This is a genomic window from Ruegeria sp. CDSA221 (assembly GCF_059611825.1).
The window spans coordinates 99,622-115,034 of sequence record NZ_JBXWPK010000003.1 but is presented as its reverse complement, the minus strand read 5'-3'; the positions used below and the strand labels follow the sequence as shown (position 1 = coordinate 115,034).

Here is a 15,413-nt window from a genome sequence, read left to right as displayed (position 1 = left end):
GGATGTTCGAGAAAATCAGGTCATATCTGGCCAATCTGAACATCAACAACCTGATCGGCCCGGAAATGGAAGTTGCCGGGTTCGATGTCAGGTTTGTTCTGGCGCTTGCGGTTTTCCTGGGTGCGCTGATTGCTTTTGAAGGGCTGCGTCAGTTTATGCGGCGTGGCGAAAACCGCGAAGAGGCGATCAACCGCCGGATTCAGATGCTGTCCGAGGGGAAGTCGGGTGAGGATGTCCTCAGCCTGTTGAAGCCGCAGGAAGCCAAGCCACTGTTGCGGAGTTTCCCGCTGGTGGGGGATTTGCCTCTGGCGTTGAAGGTATCGGGCCTGAACATGGTTCCCGAAATGTTTCTGGCCGGTTGTGGCGCAGCCTTTCTGATCTCGGCCATTGGTGGGTCTATGGTGGCTGATCCGTTGAAAGTGGTCCCCACCTGCGCCCTTGTTTTCCTGATTGCGCCACTGGTTGCGTTGGGGGTGACGTTGCGCAAGCGCAAAGCGGCGTTGATCAAGCAGTTGCCCGATGCGCTGGACCTGATGTCCCGTGGATTGAAGGTGGGGCACCCACTGAACACAACCTTACAAAGTGTCGCTGAAGAAATGCCTGACCCGATTGGAACAGAGTTTGGGCTGGTCGTTGATCAGGTCTCTTATGGCGAAGAACTGACAACTGCGATCAAAAGCATGGCTGACCGCATCGATGAAGAAGATATCCAATATCTAGCTGTTGCACTGATGATGCAGCACGGCACAGGTGGCGACCTGGCCGGCATCCTGCGCACGCTGGCTCGCGTGATCCGAGCGCGCATGTCATTGCGTCGCAAGGTCAAGGCCATCTCGGCCGAAGGCCGCATGACAGCATATATCCTGTCATCCATTCCCGTTGGCATTGCCGTGTTCATGACCATCATGACGCCGACATATTATGGCGATGTCGCGGACTCTCCGGCCTTTGTGCCAGTCATGAGCGTTATCGCCGTGACCATCGTCCTGAACGCGATTGTGATGTTCAAGCTTGTGAATTTCCGGATTTGAAGAGGCGTATTCGATGGAGTATTTGAGTTCGATTTTTGATAGCGAGTTATCAACGCAGATCCTGGTTTTGGGTTGTGTGCTGATAGGTGCGGTCGTAGCGTTTCTTGGTATCTCGTCCTCGCTTAGCGAACGGTCCACAGCCGCAGAGCGCATGGTGTCAAGCCGACCACGTCAGGCTTTGTCACGGGCAGTTCCTGAAAAAGTCGAGGGCGAAGCGCCGACAGGTTTGAGTGCGGCCCTGATACCCAGCGATGCCAGTGTACGTTTCGAAGTTGGGCAGGTGTTGGCGCGTTCCGGATTTCGCAGCAAAAACGCAATCGTGAATTTCTATCTTATCCGTTTGGGGCTGGCGACGTTCCTGCCGCTGGCCTTCCTCTTCCTGATGTCCTGGCAACCGGCAAACAACTTGGGTGCGCGGATCGCGGAATATACGTCCAGCCTAAACGCGTTCGAGATTATCCGGAATGTCGGCGTATTGTGCGGGATCGGGTATCTCATACCGCAGTTATGGATGGGCGCCCGGATCAAAGAGCGCAAGCGTCTGATGGAAAATGCGTTTCCGAACATGCTGGATCTGCTTCAGATCGGTATCGAGGCTGGCCTCGGTTTTGATCAGGCCTTACTGAAAGTGGCGGTCGAAATGCAGCTTGTCGCGCCGGAAATGTCCGAAGAGATGCTGATTGCGCTTTCCGAGATTCAGGCAGGGCGTGACCGAGATACCGCGCTGATGCGTATGGCGCGTCGAACAGGTATAGAGGAAATGAGCTCATTCGTAAGCGTTGTGCTGCAATCGACCCGGTTTGGTGTTCCCCTGGCTGCGGCTTTGAACACTTATGCCGAAGAAATGCGTGAACTGCGCGAGGTGCGGGCACAGGAAAAGGCCAACAAGTTGCCTGTCCAAATGTCGGCGGTTATGGCCAGTTTTATGCTGCCTGCAATCGCTGGGCTGATCCTGGCCCCGATCGTGATCCGTTATATGGATGCGTTTGGCCCCTAAAACGCTGACATGGTCAGAACCAAAGCGCAGTAGCCGACCAGATTGCAAGGATCACCCCGGATGATCCGATAGCGATTCCAAGAGGAAATTCGCGCGACTGGGCGGTCGACTTGATATGCGGGGAAGTTTGTCGGGCGAAGCGCCGAAACAGCGACATTCCGATCAGCCCCGCTGCCATGCAGCCTGCCAGTATTAGCAGATAGGTCGATACGACCGGGACCGGAATTGCGGCAAATACGATTGGCAATATCTTGGCGTCGCCGCCGCCAAGCCAACCCGCAGCAAACAGACCGAAACAAATCGCAAAACACGCTGCGGCCACAAGAAGGCGCAGCAGCAGTTGGTTCCAATCCGGAAACGGCGCGGTCACAAGCACGACTGCACCGCCCAGCAGGCAGTACAGGTTAGGGATGCGCATTTGGGTGAAATCCGTCCAGGCGATCATTACGAACAGCGGTGTGAATACCCACAATGTCAGCCAGGACTGCCAGTCCAGTTCAGGCATCAAGCACGTGCCTGGCCAGGTTTCCCAAAAAGGGCCTCGCGCTCTTCTACCGATACCAAGCGCCGGGCCAGCATGTGGAAGGTGTCCAGCGCCGTTTTTGAATAGATATGCTTGAGATGCGTGCGAACTGTCGCTGGTCCGATCTCAAGTTCGGCACCAATGGACTGGGGCGACAGCCCGCGTGAAACAAGAACGCAAACACGCCATTCGGCACGGGTCAGGCCCGTTGGGTTCTCGGTGCTGAGAATAGGTGCTTCACTGTATGATTTCCTGAGTGCGGTGACTGATTGCCGAGACAGTGATTCAGTGATCAGTCCGGCTCGGCGGGCCTGATAGGTCTCGGATAGTTGCGGAGCCACCTGTTCAATGGCTTCGCGGTAACCGGGTTCGGAACTCTGCCCGAAATGAAGTTCCAGAAAGTCGATTTCGCCGCCGTTATGGTCCAGGCATATGAACAGAATGTCATCCAGCTTGCGGTGCGACATCCAATCCAACAAAACTGCGGAGATATCACTGGGGTCTGCCCCGTCATCTCGCAGACTAAACACCGAGGCGCGTTTTGGTTTGTTCCGGAACGGGCCGAGGGCGTCGTTGGCGAAAGAATGAAACAATGGTCTTTGGAATTTTGGATCCCTTGTGTCAGCCCGTGCTGCAACACGATGGGCCCCCTTGTTCAGCCACACACGGCTGATGACAGCACAATCGGCGCCAAATGCTTTGACGATACCTTCAAGCGCGGCATCAAGAACGACGCCTGCCTGGCTCCAATGAATGAAATTAATGATGGCTCTGGCATGAAGCGCGTTTGGCAACCACGCAGCGCTCTGAGCATTCCCCCGGACCATAGATAACAACCTGTACTCGAACAAACATAAACGCGCATTTGCAATATAAGAGTGCGCAACCTCCTACCGATTCTTTACATTCCTATAGTTCTATATAATCGTCTAAAACTCATCTAAAAAATCATTAACCTAATTATGTACGATCAATTCGTCGCGTTTCAGTAAACAAACTGCACAAAATCCGCGGACTATTTCTTTGACCTATTCGCGGAATACGGGGCGAAGCGTAGTGGTTTATGCCTTTTTTGTAAGGTTATTGCGCTTGTTTGGTCGTCGGTTGGTCGGGCGGTTACCTGTATTCACCGATGCAGCCGTGGAGGGATTAACCGTTTTTCAATTTGTCACAATTCTTGATTTGCACGATGCTTCGGGTTTGAGAATCCAGGTTCAAACGGCTTGATCTGCAGGGGAAGTCAGCTCGTCCCGGTGACCATCTGAGCTGTATCATGCGGCCCGGGCTCTCCTTTAGATTTAGCAACAACTTCTTGTAGATTTAGCAACAACTTCTTGCTTGCCGAGCAGAGCGGCACTGCCTGCATGGTGATCACCGGAATGTTTTCAAATAATACCTTTTAATTTCAATTCTTAAGAAGCATAAGATGTTTGAAAATTTACAAAAATCCGCACCTAGGTGTTCATTTGTTTACATAACATAGCTGCTTTTTGAATAGGTTATTGAGAAATTTTCAGAACCCCCGCCATACTCGCGGTGCGTAAACCTGCGCAATCGTTTGCTGGAAGAGGAGCCAACAGACGTAAAACAGGGAACTGGGAGGAATGAATGACTAATAAATCTGTCACACGCCGCGGCGTGCTGAAGTCTGGTGCTGTTGCCGGTACCGGTCTGGCCCTACCTACGATTTTTACTGCATCGTCGGCTGCTGCATATACTAACGAACCTTCTGGGTCGTCTGTCACATTGGGTTTCAATGTTCCGCAGACCGGGCCTTATGCAGAAGAGGGTAATGATGAACTGCTGGCACAGCAGCTTGCAGTCGAGCATCTGAACGGTGAGGGCGATGGCGGTTGCCTGAACACCTTTACGTCCAAGGCCCTGAAAGGGAACGGGATTCTTGGTAAAAAGGTCGGGTTCGTAACCGGCGACACCCAGACCAAATCGGACGCCGCACGCGCATCGGCCAAGTCGATGATCGAAAAAGACGGTGCGATCATGATCAACGGCGGCTCGTCCTCGGGCGTGGCTGTCGCAGTTCAGGGTCTGTGTCAGGAAGCGGGCGTGATCTTCATGGCTGGCCTGACCCATGCCAACGACACGACCGGTAAGGACAAGAAGGCGAACGGTTTCCGCCATTTCTTCAATGCTTACATGTCGGGCGCTGCTCTGGCGCCGGTTCTTGCTGCCGAAATGGGCAGTGAACGCCGGGCCTATCATCTGACCGCTGACTACAACTGGGGCTGGACTCAGGAAGAGTCGATTGTGGCCTCGACCGAAGCCCTGGGATGGGAAACGGTCAACACGGTCAAAACACCGCTCGCGTCGACGGACTTCTCGTCCTATATCGCGCCGGTTCTGAACTCGGGCGCGGATGTGCTGGTTCTGAACCACTATGGCGGTAACATGGTGAACTCGCTGACCAATGCGATTCAGTTCGGTCTACTCGACAAGGTGGCCAACGGCAAAGACTTTAAGATTGTCGTGCCGCTGTATTCCGAATTGATGGCTGCTGGTGCTGGCGAGAACATCAAGGGCGTGCTGGGTTCGATGAACTGGAACTGGCAGCTGCAAGACGAAGGCACCAAGGCCTTTGTGAAATCCTTTGGTGAGAAATACGGCAAGCCGCCGTCCAATTCGGCTCAGACCTGCTATGCGCAGGTTCTGCTCTATGCGGATGCGTGTGAACGGGCGGGTACCTTCAACCCCTGTGGTGTCGCCGAAGCGCTGGAAGACTTTGAGTTCGACGGTCTGGGCAACGGACCGACATGGTATCGTGGCGCGGATCATCAGTGCTTCAAGGATGTGCTGGTGGTGCGGGGCAACGAGAACCCGACCAACGCCTATGACACGCTGGAGATCGTCGAGATCACCCCACGCGCGCAGGTCGAATACGATCCCGAGCACCCGATGTTTGCCGGTGGCGAACTGGGTAAATGCAATCCGGGCGCGTAACACAAGCGCGAGAATTTTCGACGAAAATTCTCTGACCTAGAAAACGGGCTCTCCCACCTATGGGGGAGTCCACTGGACAGGCCAAAGGTGGGGACTATGGACGCCATTCTTCTGCAAATTCTGAACGGGTTGGACAAGGGGTCGGCTTATGCGCTGATCGCGCTTGGCCTGACGCTGATTTTCGGAACGCTTGGAGTTGTGAACTTTGCCCATGGGGCGCTGTTCATGATTGGTGCGTTCTGCGCGGTGTCTTTGCAAAAACTCTTTAACTTGAGCTACGTGACCCTTGATGAAAGTCAGAAAGATTTTCTGGGCAACCCGCTGAAGGTTGAAACCCCGTATATTGAGGCCTGGTTCGGCCCCGAGATTGGCGCGTCAATCATAGATTGGTCCGTTCCTCTGGCTGTCCTGTTCGCGATCCCGATCATGTTGTTTGTCGGCTACGTGATGGAGCGCGGGCTGATCAAACATTTTTACAAGCGCCCTCATGCGGATCAGATCCTTGTGACTTTTGGCCTGGCGATCGTGCTGCAGGAGATCATCAAATATTTCTTCGGTGCCAATCCGATCCAGACCCCGCCCCCCGATATGCTGAGTGGGTCTGTTGATCTTGGCATCATGGTTGGATTCGATCCCAACGCCATCATCTATCCGATCTGGCGGCTGGTCTATTTCGGGTTTGCCGTTGGCATTATCGGAGCTGTGTTCTCGTTCCTGCAATTCACAACCTTTGGCATGGTCGTGCGGGCTGGCATGGCAGATCGTGAAACGGTGGGCCTGCTGGGGATAAATATCGACAGGCGGTTTACCATCATGTTCGGGATTGCGGCCGCGGTCGCGGGCCTCGCAGGCGTGATGTACGGGCCGCTCAACCCCCCGAATTATCACATGGGCATGGACTTTCTGGTTCTCAGCTTTGTGGTTGTGGTTGTGGGGGGGATGGGCTCATTGCCGGGCGCGGTTCTGGCCGGGTTCCTGCTGGGCGTGCTCGAAAGCTTTGCGTCGACCACCTGGGCCACGACCACGATCCCCGGCATCAACCAGATCATCATCTACCTTGTCGCCATCATCGTGCTTTTGACCCGTCCACGCGGGTTGATGGGGCGCAAAGGCGTGATGGAGGAATAAGCCATGTTGGGACTGAATAAGAGAGATACCAGCCTGCTGATCATCGTCGCCATACTGACCCTGTTGGCGCCCTTTATCCTGAACCCGTTCCCTGAAGGCAGCGCCATGGCGCAGTTCAACGCGGGCTATCCCGATTTGATGCAGCGGTTCGTGATCTTTGGGATCTTTGCGATCGGCTTCAACATTCTGTTTGGATTGACCGGATACCTGTCCTTTGGCCATGCGGCCTTTCTTGGGGTGGGGTCGTATTCCGCAGTGTGGATGTTCAAACTGCTCAGCTATAACGTCGTTCCGGCCATCGCGCTCAGCGTTCTTGTCGCCGGGGTGTTTTCGCTGCTGATCGGATTTGTCAGCCTGCGTCGGTCGGGCATCTATTTCTCGATCCTGACGCTGGCTTTTGCACAGATGAGCTTTGCTCTGGCCTATTCGGTGCTTTCGAACCCAAAATTCAACCTGACAAATGGTGAGACCGGCTTGCAGGTCTATGCGGACGATCCGCAGATCCTGCAATCGGCCAGCGCGCCGAACCTACCGCATCTGTTCGGCATTCCCATGCGCGCGACCTATACGTTGGATGTAGGTGCCTGGAGCTTTGACTTTAACGCGGGCTATTACCTGTGTGCGGTGATCATGATGGCGGTGTTCTATCTCTCTATCCGCATCTTCCGCTCGCCCTTTGGCATGATGCTGCGGGCGGTGAAATCCAACCAGCAGCGGATGAATTATACCGGTCTAAATTCGAAACCCTACACGCTGGCAGCCTTTGTGATTTCAGGCATGTATGCCGGTCTGGCGGGGGGGCTGATGGCCGCAATGGACCCGCTGGCCGGGGCCGAACGGATGCAATGGACTGCCTCGGGCGAGGTGGTACTGATGACAATTCTGGGCGGTACAGGGACTCTGATCGGGCCGGTACTGGGAGCAGGCTTTATCAAGTATTTCGAAAACATCTTCTCGAAGATCAACGACAATGTTCTGCACAGCTGGTTCGCTTTCCTGCCCGATGGGCTTGAGGACGCGGTTGTGTTCCTGATCCATCCGTTCATCGGCAAGGGTTGGCATTTGACGCTGGGTATCCTGTTCATGCTGGTGGTGATCTATCTGCCGGGTGGGCTGGTTGAAGGTGGTCAGCGGCTGATGGGTTGGTTCAAGCGTAAGAAACCGGGCGCCGATGATGCCCCGAAGGGCAAAACCGAGCCAGCGGAATAAGGGGGCACCATGGCAATTCTACGAGTCAAAGACGTCAGCAAACGCTTCGGTGGCCTCAAGGCGCTGTCGGATGTGAACCTCAACGTCGAAGAAAACTCGGTCCACGCGATCATCGGCCCGAACGGTGCGGGCAAGTCAACCTTGCTGAACTGTTTGGTGGGAAAGCTGATGCCGGATACCGGTTCTGTTTTGTTCGACAACAATTCTGTTCTGGGGTTGGAACCCTATCAGATCAACCAGATGGGTATCAGCCGTGTGTTCCAGACGCCCGAGATTTTCGGCGATTTGACTGTGATGGAGAACATGTTGATCCCGATCTTTGCGATGCGGGACGGCGCGTTTCGGATGCACGCCTATGAAACCATCTCCAGTGAAAAGGCGATTGTCGAGCAGGCCGAGGCGATGCTGTTAGAGATGAACATGGCTGACAAACGCGAGATGCACGCGGCATCGCTGTCGCGCGGGGACAAGCGACGACTTGAGATCGGCATGTGCCTCAGCCAGAACCCGCGCCTGCTTTTGCTGGACGAACCCACCGCCGGGATGGCCCGGGCAGATACCAACAACACGATCGACCTGCTCAAACAGATCAAGGACGAGCGTGACATTACCATCGCCATCATTGAACATGACATGCATGTGGTGTTCAGCCTGGCCGAGCGCATCACCGTTCTGGCGCAGGGAACACCTCTGGTCGAAGATACGCCAGAAAACATCCGCGGGCATCCCAAGGTTCGCGAAGCTTATCTGGGTGAGGCCGCGTAAGGAAAAGCAATGAACGAGAAACCTGACTTTTCGAAAAACGCCAATATGGCCAGCACCGCCCCTGCGTTTTTGTCCGTATGGGACATGCATTCATACTATGGCGAAAGCTATATCGTGCAGGGCGTCAGCTTTAACGTGCACGAAGGTGAAATTCTGGCCCTGCTGGGCCGGAATGGTGCTGGCAAGACCTCGACGCTCAGATCCATCGCGCGGGTCAGTGACCCCGAGGTGCGTCATGGTGAGATCTGGCTGGATCACAAGCCGCTGCACAAAATGACCAGCTATGAGGCTGCCGCCGCAGGCCTTGGCCTTGTGCCCGAGGATCGCCGTATCATCCCCGGTCTGACGGTCGAAGAGAACCTGCAACTCGCCCAGATCGCTCCACCTGTCGGCTGGTCGCTGGAACGGCTTTATGAGCTGTTCCCAAGGCTGGGTGAGCGCCGCAAGCAAGAAGGCATTACCCTGTCTGGCGGAGAGCAGCAGATGCTGTCGATTGCGCGGGCTTTGGCACGGGACATCAAGGTGTTGCTTCTGGATGAACCCTATGAAGGGCTTGCCCCGGTGATCGTGGATGAGATCGAAAAGACTCTGCTTCACGTCAAACAGCAGGGTATGACCACGATCATTGTCGAGCAGAACGCGGTGCGCGCCCTGGAATTGGCGGACCGTGCGATCATTCTGGATACGGGCAGCATCGTGTTTGATGGAGCCGCCAGCGAGGTGTTAGAGAATCCACAGCTGCGCGAGGAATATCTGGCAATCTGAACATGCGGATTCAGAAATTGTTCTGAACCGTCGGGCGGGGTGTTCATCCCCGCCCGTTTTCGTTGTTCAGCTTTCGATTGGCGGTGTCCTGGGTCCGGGTCACCAACGGAAAATGACAATATTCAACGAATTTCTAGAATTTACGGATAATTTATTATTTAATTTCAACACTCTATCTAGGGCTACGGGAAACCCCCTATATCTTTGATTGGAGCGATTCGTTAACTTCAAATCATCCAAGGAGTTTCCAAGGACCTACCACTTTTCCCCCTTGAGGGGCTGGCTACTTACCCCCTCGGCCGGCCCCTCACTAGTTGGGGGACATCAACCCAATTCCCCCAAAAGCTCACTTACGAGCGCAGGCACTTCGTGCCAGTCGGCGAAGTTACAGGTATGATACAGTTCAGAAACCGGGCTTTTCCGATAGCCTTCCGTGAATAGCAAAAAGGGCACCTGGGCCCGTTCAGCGGTTTCTGCATCGACCTCACTGTCACCCACGAACAGGCGCGGACCTATAGCGGCCACTGCGCTAAAACTTGCCTCAAGATGGGCTGGGTCTGGTTTGCGCGTGGCCAGGCTGTCACCACCCAGGGTGGCATCGAAATGATGGGTCAGGCCCATCGACTTCAGAACATGGTCAGCCGGTGCTTTGGGTTTGTTTGTACAAACACCCAGAACACAACCCATCTGGCGCAGCTGTTCAAGCGCTTCGGCCACGCCAGGGTAAACGACGGTTTTGTCGCTGGAGGCTGCGTTGTAGTGGGTCAGCGTCAGTTCCGATAGCTCGGCATGGCGATCCATAGGCAGGTCGCAATGAAACATCATACGTTCTACCAATTTCGGGAGGCCATTGCCGACGAATTGTTTGATCGTGTCCTGGGGCAGGGGCGGGACACCAGTGTCCCGCAGCATTGCATTCGCAGCGGCGGTGATGTCCGGAAGGCTGTCGACCAGTGTTCCGTCCAAATCGAACATAATTGTAGCGCTCATTGAAATCCTTGCCTCTGAAGCTGCACCGCAAGTCCTAACTGGTGTGTTCAGGCAGTGCAATTCAACCCGGTTGCGAGAGTGGGATATTGAGGCTTGACATACCTGACTAAAATAATCAGATTATATTTCAAGCCGTCAGCAACCCCGGAATCGGGCCAGCCAGATACCCGAAAAGTAAACCGATAAGGCGCATTGCCTGAAACCCTCCGGAGTGATCCTGATGAATGTTCAGAACCCGAATCCCAGCCAGTCTTTTGCCGTATCAATGCTGCCTGCACATAAGGCTGAAGATCTGACCAAAGGGGGCAATCTGGCCCATATCGAGCTGGGCGATCAGCTGTACACCCTGCGCATCACGCGCGCGGGCAAACTGATCCTGACGAAATGAGCGCGCCTGCAGCCCGGGGTGGCGCGACCGTTGGTCGTCTGTCCGACCTAAGCCCTGTCGAGGCCGGTGCGGTCATGTACCTGCGCCTCTGGGGGGACGGAATGCAAACGCGTATGGATGCGGCGCAGGACTTTCAGATCGCCCTGGGCACGGATCAGGGCCGGGCAGCGATGTTGACGCTGGACCGGCTGTGCTCGCTTTGTGCCCATCACGGGCGGCGCCCGCTGATCCGGCATGGGTTGGGCTGTGCCTGCCTTGGCGCGGATGAAAACTGTTTCGCCCAGATGATTGCGGCGGCATCAGAAGGCGCGCGCGAAGACGCTATGATGATGGCGTCCCTGATCGTCCGTCCCGATTTTGCCCCCGCATTGGCCGCTTTGTCTGAGGAATTAGGGCTGGCTTTGCGACGCATGACGGTCTCGATCCCGATGCCAACCTCAAGACATCAGAACCCCACTGCCACGCTGCACTAAGCAGCAGGGCAGGTGCAGAACCCCGGCGAATGCGCGCCGGGGTTCCGTGCCCTCAGCAGCAGCCGCACCCTGCGTGGTGATGGTCATGATCGCATGAGGGTGGCGGGCTGTAATCACCAACTTCTGCCAGCACATCCCGTAATGCCCACAGGATCATGTCCACATCTTCCGCTTCGATCGTCAGCGGCGGGCGAATTTTCAGGATGCTGTCCTTTGGGCCTTCGCTGCCAATAAGAATCCGGTGGTCGCGCATCCGGTTCTTGACATATTTGCAGATCTCACGGCCTTCAGAGCCATCGGGGTTGATCAGTTCGACTCCAACGAACAGGCCCATGCCGCGCACATCACCGACAGATCCGAAATCGGTTTCGATCTGACGCAGGCCTGTCATCAACCTGTCGCCCATCAGGCGGGCATTGTCCTGCAAGCCTTCATCATCGACGATATCCAGAACTTCTTTGCCGATGCGGCAGGACAGGGTCGATCCGCCAAATGTCGAAAAGAACTCGATCCCGTTGTCAAAGCTGCGGGCGATCTCTTTGGTAGTAACCAGAACGCCCAATGGATGACCGTTGCCAATGGGTTTGCCCATGACCACGATATCCGGCAGCGCGCCTTGATGCTCAAAGCCGAAATAATATTTGCCCAGACGCCCCAGACCTGTCTGCACCTCGTCGGCGATGCAGACACCCCCAGCGGCGCGGATTTTCTCATAAACCGCGGGCAGATAGCCTTTGGGTGGTATGATCTGCCCGCCAACTGAAGGGAAGGTCTCGGCAATGAAACCGGCAACGCCCTGACCTTTGTCCTGTAGGGCTGCAATAGCTGGGTCCACTAGATCTGCAAACTTCTGGGCGCGATCGGGGTCGTCGCGCCGGAAAGACCCTCGGTAGTCATCCGCGACCTCAACCAGTTCCACCCAATCCGCCTGACCAACTCCGCCCGGTTTGTTGAACTTATAGGCCGAAATTGCCACCGCGGCGTTGGTATTGCCGTGATACCCATGATCGGGCGTCACGATCCCTTTGGCGCCGGTATGGGCGCGGGCCAGCCGCAGGGCGAGCTCATTGGCTTCGGTGCCGGAATTCACAAAGAAGCAGACCTCGAGGTGATCGGGCAGCTTGGACAGAACCTTATCGGCAAAAGCCGTCTGGGCCGGATGCAGATACCGGGTGTTGGAATTCATCCGCTTGAGCTGATCTGCTGCGACAGCCTGAATGCGCGGGTGGGCGTGGCCCACATGGGGTACATTGTTATACGCATCCAGATAAGGGCGACCCCATTCGTCAAACAGGTGATGCTTCCAACCGCGTACCAGCATGACTGGATCGTCATAGGTCAGGGACAGGTTGCCTCCGAAGTGGTCCTGCCGTCCCTGCAGGATCGCCTGTTTATCGGTCGGCCGATAGAACACCTTGTCATCGGGAAGGTTCAGCAGAGCCGCCGGATTCGGGCAGACGGCGTGCCACAGTTCAAGCTCGTCAGGGTCGCCAACACCCGGCCAGTTGACCTGCATCCCGTTCGTAGTCAGGGCCAGCTGGAAATGTACATGTGGGGCCCAGCCCCCGTTCTGTGTGACATCCCCAAGCCGTGCAAACGCCGCTCCCTGTGCGACTGGATCGCCCGGGTTCAGCCTGTCGCAGACCTCGGGGTCCAAATGTCCGTAGAGTGTATAGAACGGATCGCCTTGGGGTGTTTCGTGATGCAGGATCACCACCCCGCCATAGTCAAGGTGACTGTCGCGGTTCTCGACCGCCTCGACCCGGCCACTGATCGGGGCATTCAGGACAGTGCCGGCAGGCGCGAACACATCCACCGCTAGATGCACGGTGCGTCGGTCCGAAGCTTTCCATGGCCCTTTGCGGAACCCCGGCTCAGCGTAAATCAGGCGGGGTTCATTGTAATATCCCAACCAGAAGTCTGTGCCATTTTCCTCGCCAACACGTGCCGCCTCGGCCAGGGGCATGTGGAATGGGTTTTGCGGCCACACAGAGTTTTCGACCGATAGCGAGCCAATGGGCACATCTTTTAGACCCTGTCCAAACATCTCGGCGAATTGACCACGATGCGCGGACAGATAGGCATGGATGCGTTCGGCCCCATCGGTGACCGGCAGACTACAGGCGACGCGCAGGCGCGCTGGCATCAATCCGCCATTGACGCTGTGGTCCTCAAGAAACCGCCAGGCCGGCGCCTGACTGATGGTGACATAAGGATCATCCGGGTTTTCAAGGGCCATCAGGGTCGAGTTCACAACCGACACAGCCAGTCGCATCCGCAAGAGAGGCCAGATCAGATCGACTTCGTCCGCGCGCAGGGGGTTTGCCGCCTGATAGCCGCGCACCAGTGCCGCCAATGCGCGTTCGGGTTGCGGATGATCCAATACGATATAGGCCCCGGCAATCGCCAGATCGCAAACGCGTGGCGCGGCACACATATCGCCAAGGTCAATCAAGCCCGACACCCCCGGGCGCTGGCCAAGCTCTGCTTCGACCAGAACGTTATAGTCATTGGCGTCATTATGAATCGCCTGACTGGGCAAGCCTGCCAACTTGCCCGATATCGCATTGAATTCGGAACATATATCGGCCAGCACTGCCTGTCGCGTGGGGCTACTAACGGTGTCCAGATGCTGTTCGATCCATCCTGCCTGGGTCAGATTCCATTTGAAATCGCCCCGGGCCAAACCCTCATGCGTGAACCGCTCTAATGCGCGGTCTGTAGCACCCAGAACGCGACCCAGCTTTAGGATCAACTCTTCGGATTTGGGTGCCGATTTCGCGTAGCATTGCCCAGGTAGGCATTCCAGCAACCAAACAAGGCGCGGTACCCCCTCGTGATCTTCGATTCGGGGCAGATAATCCCCCCACAAATCGGGAAACACTGTGGGAAATGGCAGCCCCGGTGCTTCTGAGGCGATATGTTCCAAGGCTTTGACCTGCAGGTCCACAAGCTCTGCTTCGCATCCGGGGCGCATGACTTTCAGAACATAATCCTGTCCGTTGGTTGCCCGGACCAGAAAATTAAGATCGTATTCGCCGTCCAATCGGGTCAGCCGTGCGTCCAGCCCCCAATTTTGCTGCAAAGCATCAGCCCAAAATGCGATGATGTCGTTCATTTGAAACCCTGTCCCAGTAAACCGGGGTCCTTTTCATCTGGCTAAAAATATCTTCGGGAGTGAAATGGCCCTGCGGGCCAAGAGGGGGCAGACAGCCCCCTTTTCCCGTTACCCCAATGCGCGCAACCGTTTAATAAGCGAGGACGTATCCCACCGATTCCCGCCCATTTTCTGCACATCCTTATAGAACTGATCAACCAAAGCCGTCACCGGCAGGGATGCCCCTGTTTCATCTGCGGTATCCAAGCAAATTCCCAGATCCTTGCGCATCCAGTCCACCGCGAAACCGTGCTCGAAATGATCGTCCAACATGGTTTCATAGCGGTTCGCCATCTGCCAACTGCCTGCGGCCCCCTGACTGATCACTTCCACAACCGCCCGGCCATCCAGCCCGGCTTTTTCGGCAAAATGCAGCGCCTCGCTGAGGCCCTGAACCAGTCCGGCAATGGCGATCTGGTTGCACATCTTGGTCATCTGACCGGCGCCACTGTCCCCAATGCGGCGACAGATTTTGGAATAGACCTGCATAATGGGCTCGGCCGCGTCATAGGCAGCCTGATCCCCCCCGCACATGATCGACAGAACGCCGTTTTCAGCCCCGGCCTGACCGCCCGAAATCGGCGCGTCCACAAAGGCAATCCCTGCGGCTTTGCCCGCGCCATAAAGCTCTCGGGTTACCTTTGCCGAGACGGTCGTATGGTCGACGAAAACCGCGCCGCTTGACATTGCGCCGAAGGCGCCATCGTCGCCGGTGCAGACCATGCGAAGGTCATCATCATTGCCCACACAAGCCATGACAAACTCGGCTCGCTCAGCCACCTCGCGCGGGGTAGCGGCCATTGAGCCGCCATATTGGGCGACCCAAGCCTCGGCCTTAGCGGTGGTTCGGTTGAAAACCGTGACCTCATGACCTGCAGCCTGCAGGTGGCCGGCCATTGGATATCCCATGACACCCAAACCAAGGAACGCAACTTTTGCCATTTGGTGAACCTCTCTGCTGTCCAGGCCCGGTCAGATGCCGCAAGCCGGATTGTTTGGCAGAGACAAAGCAAAGCTGAAGACAAAGGGCAA

General features: G+C 56.0%; 14 protein-coding genes. 9 read left to right on the top strand and 5 right to left on the bottom strand.

All coding sequences use genetic code 11. The features are described 5' to 3' along the window. Positions 1–2 precede the first annotated feature (2 nt). Together AC2FJ5_RS05470 and AC2FJ5_RS05465 are read left to right on the top strand one after the other, a co-directional pair. The gene (locus tag AC2FJ5_RS05470; RefSeq protein ID WP_142635743.1) at positions 3–1,031 is read left to right on the top strand and encodes a type II secretion system F family protein; all 1,029 of its coding nucleotides are present in this window, start codon (positions 3–5) and stop codon (positions 1,029–1,031) included. A 13-nt stretch (positions 1,032–1,044) separates the two neighbouring features. Beyond that, entirely contained in the window at positions 1,045–2,028 is a 984-nt protein-coding gene (locus AC2FJ5_RS05465) for a type II secretion system F family protein (protein ID WP_142635745.1), read from the top strand. Between the two features lie 13 nt (positions 2,029–2,041). Here AC2FJ5_RS05465 and AC2FJ5_RS05460 read toward each other — a convergent pair whose 3' ends face one another. Both AC2FJ5_RS05460 and AC2FJ5_RS05455 read right to left on the bottom strand, forming a co-directional pair. Then, the gene (locus tag AC2FJ5_RS05460; protein ID WP_496700767.1) at positions 2,042–2,533 is read right to left on the bottom strand and encodes an A24 family peptidase; all 492 of its coding nucleotides are present in this window, start codon (positions 2,531–2,533) and stop codon (positions 2,042–2,044) included. Beyond that, complete coding sequence (locus tag AC2FJ5_RS05455) at positions 2,533–3,378, bottom strand: helix-turn-helix transcriptional regulator (protein WP_246097200.1); 846 nt, start codon at positions 3,376–3,378, stop codon at positions 2,533–2,535. Before AC2FJ5_RS05455 ends, AC2FJ5_RS05460 begins: the two co-directional genes overlap by 1 nt. A 781-nt stretch (positions 3,379–4,159) precedes the next feature. On the opposite strand from AC2FJ5_RS05455, the gene AC2FJ5_RS05450 reads away from it, so the two are divergent. From AC2FJ5_RS05450 to AC2FJ5_RS05430, 5 genes are all read left to right on the top strand, one after another. Continuing rightward, the gene (locus AC2FJ5_RS05450) at positions 4,160–5,506 is read left to right on the top strand and encodes a substrate-binding protein (protein ID WP_142635750.1); all 1,347 of its coding nucleotides are present in this window, start codon (positions 4,160–4,162) and stop codon (positions 5,504–5,506) included. 96 nt (positions 5,507–5,602) lie between these two features. Then, positions 5,603–6,634, top strand: coding sequence for a branched-chain amino acid ABC transporter permease (locus tag AC2FJ5_RS05445; protein WP_142635752.1), 1,032 nt, complete (start codon positions 5,603–5,605; stop codon positions 6,632–6,634). Between the two features lie 3 nt (positions 6,635–6,637). After that, a complete protein-coding gene (locus tag AC2FJ5_RS05440; RefSeq protein WP_142635754.1) occupies positions 6,638–7,843 on the top strand; it encodes a branched-chain amino acid ABC transporter permease in 1,206 nt (401 codons plus the stop codon). A gap of 9 nt (positions 7,844–7,852) precedes the next feature. Beyond that, complete coding sequence (locus tag AC2FJ5_RS05435; protein WP_142635756.1) at positions 7,853–8,608, top strand: ABC transporter ATP-binding protein; 756 nt, start codon at positions 7,853–7,855, stop codon at positions 8,606–8,608. Between the two features lie 9 nt (positions 8,609–8,617). Then, positions 8,618–9,373, top strand: a complete 756-nt coding sequence (locus tag AC2FJ5_RS05430; protein WP_142635758.1) for an ABC transporter ATP-binding protein — start codon at positions 8,618–8,620, stop codon at positions 9,371–9,373. 324 nt (positions 9,374–9,697) lie between these two features. Here the strand turns inward: AC2FJ5_RS05430 and gph are convergent, their stop codons facing one another. After that, entirely contained in the window at positions 9,698–10,363 is a 666-nt protein-coding gene (gene gph, locus AC2FJ5_RS05425; RefSeq protein WP_496701641.1) for a phosphoglycolate phosphatase, read from the bottom strand. Between the two features lie 220 nt (positions 10,364–10,583). Between gph and hemP the strand changes: the two genes are divergently transcribed. Both hemP and AC2FJ5_RS05415 read left to right on the top strand, forming a co-directional pair. After that, complete coding sequence (hemP, locus tag AC2FJ5_RS05420) at positions 10,584–10,751, top strand: hemin uptake protein HemP (RefSeq protein ID WP_142635762.1); 168 nt, start codon at positions 10,584–10,586, stop codon at positions 10,749–10,751. Next, the gene (locus tag AC2FJ5_RS05415; protein WP_496700761.1) at positions 10,748–11,224 is read left to right on the top strand and encodes a hypothetical protein; all 477 of its coding nucleotides are present in this window, start codon (positions 10,748–10,750) and stop codon (positions 11,222–11,224) included. Before hemP ends, AC2FJ5_RS05415 begins: the two co-directional genes overlap by 4 nt. Positions 11,225–11,276: 52 nt before the next feature. Here the strand turns inward: AC2FJ5_RS05415 and AC2FJ5_RS05410 are convergent, their stop codons facing one another. Both AC2FJ5_RS05410 and AC2FJ5_RS05405 read right to left on the bottom strand, forming a co-directional pair. Beyond that, the gene (locus AC2FJ5_RS05410; protein ID WP_496792722.1) at positions 11,277–14,342 is read right to left on the bottom strand and encodes an aminotransferase class III-fold pyridoxal phosphate-dependent enzyme; all 3,066 of its coding nucleotides are present in this window, start codon (positions 14,340–14,342) and stop codon (positions 11,277–11,279) included. A 108-nt stretch (positions 14,343–14,450) separates the two neighbouring features. Further along, the gene (locus AC2FJ5_RS05405) at positions 14,451–15,323 is read right to left on the bottom strand and encodes an NAD(P)-dependent oxidoreductase (protein WP_496792721.1); all 873 of its coding nucleotides are present in this window, start codon (positions 15,321–15,323) and stop codon (positions 14,451–14,453) included. Positions 15,324–15,413 lie beyond the last annotated feature (90 nt).